Below are 12,355 nucleotides of genomic sequence, written 5' to 3' on the forward strand. Positions count from 1 at the left end.
ATGTCGGCTAAACATAACTTTATTGAGTTCTCAAAGCCATTTATCGAAGCGGCACGAAATGTCTTCGAGACTATGGTATTTACGAAACTCGATCCCCAAAAGCCAAGTATCAAGCAAGGAAATACATCTAAGGGTGATGTTTCGGCGGTTCTAGGCCTTAATGGTGAAGTAGAAAAAGATGGCGTTAAAAGGCCATATAGAGCAATGCTTGTCCTCTCATGGCCATATGAAACATACTTTAAAGTAGCTTCTGCCATGCTTATGGATACATTCACTGAATTTAATGAAGAAATTCAAGATGTCGGTGGAGAGATTACAAATATGATTATGGGTAATGCCAAACGAGATCTCGCAGGACTTGGTTACACATCAAATATGGCCATCCCATCCATGATAGAAGGTAAAGAGCACACAATCTCTTATCCGAATGGAACGATCGTTATCCTTATCCCAATTAGCTCTGCCCATGGACCAATGTACATGGAACTTTGCTATGCTGAAGGTGATGGTAACTAAGATAATTCAGTATAAGGGAGCTTATTAGTTCCCTTCCAATTATTAAGGGCCACTTCTAATTGTGGCCTTTCTTCATTTTCCTCACTAATATCGACACTCGCATAAGTAAGAAGATCCTGACCTTTTCCAAAATCTAGATGATACATTCTCGTCCACGTTCCCGTATTGATAAAAGTTTGTCCCGTTGAAAAAGTTCTGATAACAGGCTCATGAGTATGCCCAACAAGAAGGACTCTTACCTCTTCATTTTCCTGTAAGTACTTCTCAGTCAAAAGTTCGTAATCTTGAAAGAGCTCAAGCTCTTTTTTGACGAGATCAAATATTTTAGAAAGGTTCTTAGATTGTTTAATGATGAAAATCGATCGCACCATGAAAAAGTAAAAAGCATTAGCGAGCATGAAACGAATCGTAAAAAGTGGATCATAAATAAGACCGTTAATAAGAAATTTTTTGATCGGTCTTACGGCATTAATATGGTCTCTTTCTTCTTTAAACTTGTTAATAATTCTTGTGACATAGTAAGAACCCCAAGGAGGATTGAAATATCGATCTCCCGACTTTGCTTCAATGATAGAGTCATTGGGATCAAATTGATGAGCAAGCTCGTACTCATGACCATGTCTAATGACAATTCCCTTATAAGGAGAATAGTCTGCATCAGGGTTTAAAAGAATTTGAAAGTTCTCTCTCCCCTTTTCACTAAGACGATCTTTTAAAACTTTTTGGCAACTTTCAAAGACCATCTCGGCATCATGGTTACCAATGATATAAGTGATTTTCTTTTTCTTCTTACTCGCAAATTCATCAAACGCATTAATGACTTCTTTGTGAGCATCAAGAATCATTTCTGTTTTTTTAATGGCGGCCTTTTCTGACCAATATTCATCATCGTAATACTCTACATAAGGAACTGCCAAATGATCAAGAAGATCTCCATTGATCACGAGCTCAACCTCACGATGTAAGTAATCCCCACTACTATAGAAATCGAGGAAATCAACAAGCTCTTCATCGAAATGAAAGTCCTCCAGATAATTTCGATCTCCATTAACGTATTGTCCCGCCCCAAGGTGGATATCGCTTATGACAATAACAGACTTTATAATTTTATCTTTTTGCAGGAATCTCATATGCTTTTTGACCTATTTTTAATTCAACCTCTTGCGAAGAAGGACTAAGTGGGTAGAAGAAATAGCGTTGGTTAGTTTGAAACTTGATCTCAACCGTTGAAGGTATTTGGCCAGGCTTCGTGTTGACGAAAACTTTTTGATCACCACTTGAACTCTCAATTTTTCCATAGAGTTTAGAGAGTGTCTTATTTTCTATAATAACAGCGACTTGTCTAGCTTTCGTTATAGATTTTATACCAACAAATTGCGAGGGAGCCAGGACTTTGAAGTGATCTCCGTAGGCCTTAATGATAAAGGCAGAAGATCTCTCAACGGCCTGTGTTGATAAAGAGATAAAAAACAAAGAAAAGATAAATAATTTCAATATATTCACACGTTTATTCTATCAAAAATGGCACTGACTTTACATTGGAAGATCTTTCCCTTTAGTACAACCACTCTTATTACAGTAAACGATTGCGCCGAAAGGGATACTGGAGGCCATCTAATGCTCGAACTATTTAGAAAATCAAAAGTACTTAAAGAAAATCTGGCGACAAAGCGATCAAAGCTTAAACGCTCATTCTTATCAAATAAAGAAAATCAATGGATTCTTAAAGACCGTTATTTACTTGAGTCTTTTAAGTCATTTTTTGATCGACTGAATGAAAAGCAAGTTACAAGGCTATTAAAAGAAAGGCCCATCGCTTTTATTAAGGCCCAAGGAAAATACGCCTGTGCCCTTAGTGCACAAAAAGACTTTCACATTATCATGATATTTCCAGAAATAGAAAAAATGCTTAAATCTCCTCTGCCAGAAGAAGGACTTGCAATTTTGGCGCATGAGGTAGGTCACATTTTTTATCAACATTCCTATAGAGACATTGATCCCCTTGAAGCACAAATTGAAGCAGATAGCTTTGCTTGTGATATGGGTCTTACTCTTCCCTTAGAAAGTTTTCTACAGAAATATGAACATACAATAGAAGGAAAAGTTAGGATTTCTAGAGTTACTTGCCGTCACTTTAATGAAAATCACTAATAAAGATTTGCCTTAGCATTTTCAAAGTCAATATTAGGTTCGTCACTCATATGAAAAGTATCAACACCACAAGAGACAAACTTAACCTTATCAATTCGATTTCTCTTAGTAGAAAAAAGAACGAGAGGGTAGCCTACACCATTGTAACAAAGCGACTGAAATCCTTCTTGTACACGTGCTGAATCGTGACCAGTGACAAGATTATAAACAGACCTTGAATCAAGACTAACAAACTCGCCCGAACGTAGAAGCTCTAAGAGTTCATCATTTTGCGCAAATTCATAAGTATTGACATACTCTCTTCCCATATCAAAGAAGATCTTAGTCATTAGTAAATTATTAGCGACACAATTTTCACAAACGGGCTCATCTACTTGGCAATCTTCAAAATCACCACATAAACGATGACAAAAATCTCCATCTTGTTCAAAACAAGCAACGTTCAACTTTTTCTCAAAATCAAATGTCCACTCGTTATAAAAAACGATGGCCTTAGACTGAAGCGAAAAAAAGAAAATAAGTAAACAAAGAAACTTCATCGACATGATTTCCCCTTTTTAAACTTCTTCACACAGCGAGCTGGAATATAACCGTACTTCTTGTAAGTATCATAAACATCACTTGGATCTGCAATCCAATCACGAGGAATATTATGAGGATCTTTTAAGGCCTTATAAAGCCTAACAAAAGCACGCACGAGAAAATAAACAGGACCAACATAGTGGCTCATTCTCGTTACAGATAAAGCAACAGCTTCGAAATCTAGTCGGCATCCTGCGCAAGCAGAATAATCATTAACAGGTGTTCTTCGAACATCGCTTCCTGAATACGCAATAACAGTATGCTCTTCTTTTGAATGACAAGTGCTTGCACTCACACCAACAAAACGAAGTGAATCGTATGGGTTATTGGCCGTATTCGATACGGAGATCTTACAAGGGATTCCAAGAAGAGGTCCAAAATCAGCATGTAACCCAAGAGAGATTCTCTCAGGGTCCATTGATGGCTCATACTCGATCTTCCCTTCTTTAACGAGTTGTTTAAAAGAAACAACCCGACCAGGCTTTAAATCAACTCGCCCATAGATAAGTCCAGGAGTAACAAGAGTTGCAGCGGCCTGCCCAATATCACTTACTAAATGAAAGATCATCGATTTCGTTTTAAACCACGGATCATAAACTTTACAAGCGACTCTTTCAGCATAAGGATTAAAAGCTTCATTAGAGCTAACCTCACCTTTTTTCGCCCATAGTCCACGTGCATAAGTTGCAGCACGATAGATATCTACAATTGAACGAGCAAGACGTCTTGCACAGTGAGAAGCATCGATACAGACAATATTATCAAAGTTCGGTTTCTCACTAAAAAGAGAGTAACTTAAAAGAGGCTTCAAATTAGGAGTAAGCTTTGAAAGTTGAATCGCATCGTATTTTGATTCAACATTATTCTTAGTAAAGACTTTCTCTAAGTACCATTGTTGATAACCTTCTCTTTCAAGTACAAATTGATCATCAAAGATCTCTTTTTGACGAAGACCAGAGCATAGCCTCACCACTTCTTTAGAAAAGAGATCAAAATAAGAAAAGAGTTCTGAAACATTTTTCTTTGAAGCGTTAAAAAGAACATCGTTTAAGACATTGGTCTTTCTTAATATTTCAAGATCACCAGAAACACTACTAAAAGTCTCATGCGAAAGAAAGTAATACTCACTACATAAGAAGTAGAGTTCATTTTTTAGCTCACCTTCACGAGAGTTCTCCTCATCTAAAATCTTTTGAAATTGTTTTTGAAAAACTGTTTCAAAAGATTGAAGTGGAAAATGTCTCGAAAGAATATTCACAAAGTTTACGGCCTTCAATAAATTATTCTTAATTTGGTTTCTACTTGATGATAAATTAGTTGCAAGATTTTCTCCCCACTTTGTAGCGGCATCTCGAGTACTAATTTCCATAATATTTGTATTTACATCAGTAAAAGGATCAACAAGGATATCGTCTTGAGGTCCATCAGGAACACCATCAAATACATCCATATCTAGAGAGGCTTTTTTGAAATCGGCCTTCGCAAACTCTCTCATGATTCCTTTTGAAAGGAGTTCGCCTCCACAAGTTGGACTTGTGATACTTTCACAACCATTACTAATGATCATGACAAGGTTCTCGATATCGAGACCCTTGAAGATATTATAATATTCATTTGAAAGTGATTTCATTATTTCGGCATGACGAAAGGCCCATGAAAAGTAAACTTTCATGCTATACCAATAGTCAAACCCTTTACTTTGCCAATCCTTTTCGTCTAATCCCGTTAGATCAAATTGATAAGCGGCAACTTTTAGATTTTCTTGTGAGTTAAAGTCATAGCAATCTCCTAAATGTTGATCGATATTATCGAGGGCAACAGCAAATTGCTCATAGGCCTTACGAGTAGGCTTTGTCCCAAAAAGATGGGATTGAAGTGGAGAAAATTTCTTGAGATAATGACAATAGAGCTTTTGCCCGCTCTTATCAAAATCTTTTTTTCTCATATAATTGTCTTTAGAGTGGAAGTTATCCAGCTTGTAATTATCGAGAACTTTTTGAACTGATGAGACATCTCTTTCAGAGTTATCCCAAAGTTCTTTGATGTAATCATTGAGCTCATCACACTCATCTTCATTAGAACATGTTCTAGAATATTTTAAGTAGTCATCAGGAATATGACCCTCAATTTTCGTTGTATTAGAAACGAGAAGAGGAAGGTCGCGATTCATCATTTTCTCATGAATCATTTGTATAAGATTAACGACCGAATAACGAAAGAGCTCAATCCCTCGTTTTGTTGTTTCACCTACAGGGCGACCAGTAACTTTTGCAAGCCTATAAATGGCCTTTCCCGGATCAATATTGTTAACAATAACAAAAGCAGATCGAGTAGGATTTTTAGAATCAAGAGCACACTGAGCACGGTTAGTGAAACGAAGAGAGTTTATACCAAACTCCTTCGCCTCACTTATAGAAAAAGCGCAAATAATAAAAATGAATATGAATCTTATGCTCAGATTTTTCAACAACTATTCCTACTTCATTGTACAACCAGTCGCCTGGCTCATGATTGTTGTATAGAACATGATCATTGATTCATCAGCAGGAGTGAAACCTGATCTTGTTCCTCCACCTTGCCTAATGAGTCCATACATATAAGTGTTAATCGCTTTGTAAACTGATACAGGAACATCAATTGTTTGAGTACATTGCCCCTTAGCATAACGAAGTGTTACACCCCAGCTAATTCCCTCGTCACAAGTATCACATGTTGTATCGTATCCATCTTTACCATTACCAGTAATGATAACAGCACCAGATCCGTTTGTATTATTGAGGTTCTGACCAACAGTAAATTCTACTTCGAACCCACCATAACGATTTGTTACAGAGTGAAGAGTACAAAGACTTCCGTGACAAGCAACAGCGGCATCGCGATCAACTTGCATTAGGATATCGGCATCAGAGTAGCGCTGTTCAAAATCATATGTATCTTCACCACCACCAAAGTAGTCATCGATATCACCAGAGTAAGTTACAAGAGAGAAACAGCTTAATGCTAAAATAAACATTTTTTTCATAAAGGACTCCTAATTAGCTCCGTTTCCATGGATTGGACCACAGACACTTCGACATAATCCAACATAGTCATGTTGATGTATTTTTTTATATTCAGTATTTGAGTGATAAGAACTTACATATCTTTTCACTTGATCACGATCAGTGAAAGTCATTTGAAAACAAGCATACTTACTTGAGACTCCGTTTAATCTAACAATAGGATCACTTGGAAGACCAGGCAGAGGAAAACTCAATCCATTTTGCTTTAAGGCCTGAACGTGACAGATATCAACCTGATCACCGGAGAAGTTAAACTCCTCATCATAGCTTTCATAAAGATTAGAAACTGTGATTTTTTTAAGATCGTGCTGGCGTGCAAGAGATAATTCGTTCTCTTTGAAATATTGTCTAATAACACACGCTTCTTTATTTTGGATTGTGACACTATCATTGTGGATCTGTCCTGCTCTAAAATCAAAAAAGCTCCCCTCTTTTTCAAGTGAAACTGTATCATAATTTAAAAGACCATCATAAACAGAGTCACAATAAAGAAGATACTTAGACTTAAGCTTACTCATTGACGGGTAATCAACTTGTGTTTGATAGAGATTTGTTGAAATTGTCGAATTCAATCGAAATGAAATCGAATATTCCTCAAGACCACTTGTATTAGTGAAGCAAGTATCAACAAAGTACTCTGCATTCATTCTCTCTGAACCAATTTCAAAAGAAAGACCTTGATCTGTAGCGAGTGTTTGGAAAAATGGATCTGTTCCAAAAACTTGAAATAGATTCTTCTTTGCTTGAAGGTTTAAAGAAGTCGTATTACTAATTTCTTCTGTATAAGGATTAAACGTTGAAAGTTGCCCACTCATAAAGTCTGCTAAATAAAGATCTTTTTTGTCAAAGCAAACGCAGTTTGAAGAGTTTCGACATTCAACATATTCGTTAAACTCTTCCAAACGTCCCTTTTCAAAACAAATTTCTTCATCCAAATCTTTCTGTCTAAGACCTGCATTACAGACATAAGGTTTTGGGATTCCCTCATCTCCAACAGCATTACACTTACCATAATAGTCGAGATCATGTTGGGCCAGATGTCCCCAAAGTCCAGAGAAACTAATACAAATCTCACCATAGTGAGCACCACTACCACTGTGACATACGACAGTTTTATAGTCAGGACATGCTAAAGAGCTTAGGCCTAAAACAAATAAAATAAATGGTGTTAGTAAAAGTTTTTTCATCTTAAAAATCAAAATCGATATCGAAATCATCGTCAGATGAATCGTTATCGTTCCCACAGTTCAAATGAGGAAGGTCATTAATATGTTGTTTACCTGCAACCATAGACCCTTTTTTAAGACCTTTAAGATCAACAGCTTTCCCATCTTTGTAAGTAAATTCAACAAAGAGCTCTAGATTGTGTTTCTTCGCAGAAATGCAATCATCACCAGAACACATTCTTTGAAAATATGGCGGCCAATAAATATTTTTAAACACTCTATTGATAGAATTAAGCGCCCTACGTACCCCTATAAAGCCATCTCCAGAAAATGAAATGCCAGAAATTCCTTCAATCTCAGGAAGTCTCGAAATATTTCCAATCACTCCAAGAAGTGGAATTTTTGCAATGCGACCACCCTCGCGATTGATTCTCGGAATATGATTAGGGCGAAGTCCAAGTCTTCTTTTAATCATTCCTTTGAAAGTCATGTAATTAAGTTCTTGATCGCTTAGATCAATCTTAACGACATACTTTTTCCCCTCTTTTAGAAGTCCCTTTTGGATCTTTGCACCAAGACCATGAAGCATTCCTCTCCACATAGCAGGGGCCATTCCACCGTCATACCATGAGTAGAGAAAGTCTGGTCCCTTTTCTGTAATTTCAAAAAGACGATAATCTCCAACAACTGGCTGAGAATAAAGACAGCTCGAAGAACAGAGTCCATCTACGCATTTTTGATCACAAACATTATTCACATAGAGTGGAACAATAATTTCATCGTACTTTGAAAGTTTACTATTAATTTCAACTTTTCCAGGAAGAACTGAAGTAACATTCCAATCAACTGGCCACGTCGGCCTCTTTGTTCCCGTCTCAGTATTCGTTTTTAATAGTCTAGGATCAGCATTGACTGATGCTCTAAGATTTAATTGCTTAAGTGCCGTTAAATCAGTTGATGTCCCCGTTGTATCCCCTGCTTTATAAATTGCAAGAAGACCAAGAACATCTTGATAACTAATTTTATTTTCTTTTAAAAACTCTTCTTCAAGACAACTTCCGTTGATATCAACGCTAAAGACGATCGAAGATTCAGCGTGGGGTTTAACAAAACAAAATGGTCCCTTAAAATTAATCGCGTGATCAGATATTCTCTCGACCTGACAACCCGGTTGATTTGAAGGCACCGAAAGACCTGCTTTAGCAAAGTCTGTTACTTGAAATGTTAAACACTCATTGAGAAATTTTCGACGAGAAAGTAGACGTTTGTAGATAGACTCTTGATCCGATAGGTCTTTAAGTGGAGCATTCTCAATTTTACACTGACTATCTTTTGAGGATAGCTGATCGTTGTAACTATAAGTTAGAAACTCATCACTTAAAACGAAGTTTTCTAGTCCAACAGAGAACATAAGAAATTTGTCCTCAGCTGCCGTTTTAATACAATTTTCAATTCCAATAAATGGTCTTTCACCTAGAACTTTTAGATCGTTGTAAAAATAACGAGTATCATTAGCAGGATCGAGTGCGATATTAACTTGAGTTGGCGCATTGATGCTTGAACAAGCAAAGCTTATTCCTCTTAAAAACAAAAAAAGAACAATTATTGTTTTATTCATACATCACCAAATCAAGCTTATAATAGGTAGGTCCGAAGACCTACCCGTTTAAAAAAATTTACTGAGCGCTTTCGTTAGCAGAAGAGTAAGTACAGATTCTTGCCTTTTGCTTTTTCCACTTTCTTACACTTGCAAGACCATCTCTATTTGATTCTTTAAATTCATATCTAAAGAAACAACCCTTAAGGTCTTCACGAGTTGATTTTGAAGGAAAAGTAATCGCTTGAGCGTTGTTAAAGTCTGTCCAATCAGTTTGATCGTTAATTGTTACTCCACCATCTTTGTTTTTACAGTAAAGAAGTGACTTAACTTTTAGACCAGCTAGATCTTGGTAAGTTTTAGCTGTGTACCAGATATCATCAGTTTCATCTAGGTCCCATACGTGAGTGTCTGGTGAATTAGATGTTCCAAGATCAGTAATTGTAACAGCTCTTGTTAGTGACCAGTTAAGGTAACCAACGTCATAGCTAGTTGGGTAATCAATTTGAGTTGCTCTAAAACAAACATCAACAAAGTATTCAGCACCGTATCTTTCAGAACCCAGAAAGAATTCTAGACCAAGAAGTTGTGTAGAAAATGCATCAGCAGAATCAACAGCAAATCTGTATCCGTTAGTAAGAGCTGTCTTTGTCATAGTCTGTACGTTTGTAGCAGCTTCTCCGTTATCACTCCAGTTAGCAACTTTTGCATTGAAGTAATCAAGTCTGTACTCACCGTCTCCAGACATAGATTGTCCTAGTGTAAATCCACCAGTACAAACACAGTTACATGCTTGACCGTCTTTACACTGAGCAGGGTTACAAGATTTCGTCGTGTCACCTCTCTCGTAACAAACTCTATCTTGGTAAGGCTTGTGCTTTAAACCAGCGTTACAAGCGTACATTGAGTTACCAGAAGAAGTAACTTCAAATTTGAATGCAAGGTTTACAGCGTGAACATTGAAGGCCATGAAAAGGGCCAAAAGTGGTAATAGTGCTTTCATTCATTCTCCCGTTTGGATTTGTGAAATGTTTTGTATTTTGGGAGAATAAATATCCTTTAGAAACGATCTTGAAAAGAGCAAAAAACAGCTTTTCCCAACTTTTGTGAACTTTAGGTAAACTCTAGTTAATACCGGCAAAGATTACAATAACTTACACAATCAAGAGCAATAAAAATGTTCTTAACTTTTATTGAATATTTTATATTCTCTTTAAGGAAACTGATCTTAATCATGCTCTAGGTGTAACGTTTCTTACCTTTTAGAGAAGAAGGCGGGCTTCCTTAAGTTTTTTAATTTCATCTCTGATTTCAGCAGCTTTCTCAAATTGTAAATCTCTAGAGAATTTCTTCATTTCAAGAGACAGAGACTCGATTTTAGAGTCGATTTCTTCGATGCTTTGAAGTTCTTCAACAACTTTATTTTTCTTTGTTTTATATTGTCCCTTAGCACCTCTAAGAGTTTCTATAACTCCACCAGAAACAGACTTTATAATCGTTTGAGGAGTTATGCCGTTGTCTTTGTTATATTTTTCTTGAATTGAGCGTCTTCTAGAAGTTTCACTAATCGCTTTTTGCATAGACTTCGTATTTTTATAAGCATAGAGAAAAACCTTACCTTCAGAATTTCTCGCGGCCCTTCCAATCGTTTGAATAAGCGATCTCTCAGAGCGTAGAAAGCCCTCTTTATCAGCATCGAGGATTCCAACAAGAGCAACTTCTGGAATATCGAGCCCTTCTCTTAAAAGGTTAATCCCAACGAGAATATCAAATTTCCCTAGGCGAAGATCACGAATAATCTCCATTCGCTCAAGTGTATCGATATCAGAGTGAAGATAGCGAATGCGCATTCCTACACTTTGGTAGTAATTTGTTAGCTCTTCAGCAAGCTTCTTTGTAAGAGTTGTAACGAGAACTTTAAAGCCCTTTTCAATGACCTTCTTACTCTCAATAAGAAAATCATCTACTTGATCAGTGGCATCTCTAACTTCAATAACGGGATCGAGAAGACCTGTCGGGCGAATAATCTGTTCGACATACTCTCCATTTGATTGCTCTAACTCATAATCAGCAGGTGTTGCTGAAACATAGAGTACATGATCTTTTCTCTTTTCAAATTCTTTAAAATTGAGGGGCCTATTATCAAGAGCACTCGGAAGTCTAAAACCAAAGTTGACGAGATTTTCTTTTCTGGCCCTATCCCCACGATACATTCCTCCAACCTGAGAAACGGTGATATGGGACTCATCAATGATCAGAAGAAAGTCATCTTTAAAGTAATCAATGAGTGTCGGAGGGGCCGAACCTTCTTCTTGACCTGTTAAATGTCTTGAGTAGTTTTCAATACCAGAACAAAAACCCATCTCCTCGAGCATCTCTAGATCTAAAAGCGTTCGCTGCTCAAGCCTTTGCTTTTCTACAAGTTTTCCTTGTGACTCTAATTCTTGCAATCGAGAACGAAGTTCAACTTTTATCGTATCAATGGCCCTTTCAAGCTTCTCTTCTCCAACGACATAATGCGATTTAGGATAAATCGTAACTTTAGAAAGAGTCTTTAAAACAATCCCACGCAAAGGATCGACGATTGAAATCGTTTCAATTTCATCATCAAAAAATTCAATGCGAATGACATCACTGTCTTCATGTGAAGGAAAAACTTCAACAAGATCGCCACGGACGCGAAAACATCCTCGTGAGAAGTCCATATCATTTCTTTCGTATTGAATACTAACAAGTTTTTTTAAAAGATCATCGCGCTCGATTGTATCTCCAACAAAAAGAGGGATTCTTTGAGCACTATATTCATCGGGAGACCCGATCCCGTAAATACAACTGACACTAGCAATAATAATAACGTCGTCCCGTTCTAAAAGAGAACGAGTAGCACTGTGGCGCAACTTATCGATTTCATCATTAACAGAGGCATCTTTTTCAATATAAGTATCAGAACCTGGCACATAGGCTTCAGGCTGATAATAGTCGTAATAAGAAACAAAGTATTCGACTGCATTTTCTGGAAAAAATTCTTTAAACTCAGCATATAACTGAGCGGCAAGAGTTTTATTATGGGCCAAGATCAACGTCTTCTTTCCCATTTTCTCGATCACATTGGCCATAGTAAAGGTTTTACCAGAACCCGTTACCCCTAAGAGGGTTTGCTCTTTTTTCCCCTCTTCAAAGCCCTCTAAGAGCTTCTCAATGGCCTCGGGTTGATCTCCGCATGGAGAGAATTTTGACTGTAATTTGAAAGGTGATTTTGTGTTCATGAAAGTATTTTAGAA

The 12,355-nt window shown here is 37.0% G+C and carries 11 protein-coding genes; 2 read left to right on the forward strand and 9 right to left on the reverse strand.

Features of this window, described 5'->3' with window-relative positions; genetic code table 11:
- Window positions 1-516, forward strand: coding sequence for a chemotaxis protein CheX (locus tag HBN50_RS09570; RefSeq protein WP_273869504.1), 516 nt, complete (start codon window positions 1-3; stop codon window positions 514-516).
- On the opposite strand, the gene HBN50_RS09575 is transcribed toward HBN50_RS09570, so the two are convergent.
- Both HBN50_RS09575 and HBN50_RS09580 read right to left on the reverse strand, forming a co-directional pair.
- Entirely contained in the window at window positions 513-1,646 is a 1,134-nt protein-coding gene (locus HBN50_RS09575; protein WP_273869505.1) for a metallophosphoesterase, read from the reverse strand. The genes HBN50_RS09570 and HBN50_RS09575 overlap by 4 nt on opposite strands.
- A complete protein-coding gene (locus tag HBN50_RS09580) occupies window positions 1,624-2,019 on the reverse strand; it encodes a hypothetical protein (protein WP_273869506.1) in 396 nt (131 codons plus the stop codon). Before HBN50_RS09580 ends, HBN50_RS09575 begins: the two co-directional genes overlap by 23 nt.
- A 114-nt stretch (window positions 2,020-2,133) precedes the next feature.
- Between HBN50_RS09580 and HBN50_RS09585 the strand changes: the two genes are divergently transcribed.
- On the forward strand, window positions 2,134-2,667 hold the full coding sequence (locus tag HBN50_RS09585; RefSeq protein ID WP_273869508.1) for a hypothetical protein: 534 nt from the start codon (window positions 2,134-2,136) through the stop codon (window positions 2,665-2,667).
- Here the strand turns inward: HBN50_RS09585 and HBN50_RS09590 are convergent.
- The 7 genes from HBN50_RS09590 to uvrB form a co-directional block, all read right to left on the reverse strand.
- Window positions 2,664-3,212, reverse strand: coding sequence for a hypothetical protein (locus tag HBN50_RS09590; protein ID WP_273869509.1), 549 nt, complete (start codon window positions 3,210-3,212; stop codon window positions 2,664-2,666). The two genes, HBN50_RS09585 and HBN50_RS09590, sit on opposite strands and share 4 nt — an antisense overlap.
- Entirely contained in the window at window positions 3,203-5,716 is a 2,514-nt protein-coding gene (locus tag HBN50_RS09595; RefSeq protein ID WP_273869510.1) for a hypothetical protein, read from the reverse strand. The genes HBN50_RS09590 and HBN50_RS09595 overlap by 10 nt, the downstream gene beginning before the upstream one ends.
- A gap of 9 nt (window positions 5,717-5,725) precedes the next feature.
- Complete coding sequence (locus HBN50_RS09600; protein ID WP_273869511.1) at window positions 5,726-6,271, reverse strand: hypothetical protein; 546 nt, start codon at window positions 6,269-6,271, stop codon at window positions 5,726-5,728.
- Between the two features lie 9 nt (window positions 6,272-6,280).
- Window positions 6,281-7,498: a hypothetical protein gene (locus HBN50_RS09605; protein ID WP_273869512.1), complete on the reverse strand. Its 1,218-nt coding sequence runs from the start codon at window positions 7,496-7,498 to the stop codon at window positions 6,281-6,283.
- A 1-nt stretch (window position 7,499) separates the two neighbouring features.
- Complete coding sequence (locus HBN50_RS09610; protein WP_273869514.1) at window positions 7,500-9,095, reverse strand: hypothetical protein; 1,596 nt, start codon at window positions 9,093-9,095, stop codon at window positions 7,500-7,502.
- A gap of 58 nt (window positions 9,096-9,153) precedes the next feature.
- Window positions 9,154-10,077 (reverse strand): hypothetical protein, encoded by a 924-nt coding sequence (locus tag HBN50_RS09615; protein ID WP_273869515.1) that lies wholly within the window; start codon window positions 10,075-10,077, stop codon window positions 9,154-9,156.
- A gap of 259 nt (window positions 10,078-10,336) precedes the next feature.
- Entirely contained in the window at window positions 10,337-12,340 is a 2,004-nt protein-coding gene (gene uvrB, locus HBN50_RS09620; RefSeq protein ID WP_273869516.1) for an excinuclease ABC subunit UvrB, read from the reverse strand.
- Window positions 12,341-12,355 lie beyond the last annotated feature (15 nt).

It is taken from the genome of Halobacteriovorax sp. GB3 (assembly GCF_028649655.1).
In the GTDB taxonomy this organism is placed as follows: Bacteria; Bdellovibrionota; Bacteriovoracia; order Bacteriovoracales; family Bacteriovoracaceae; genus BSW11-IV.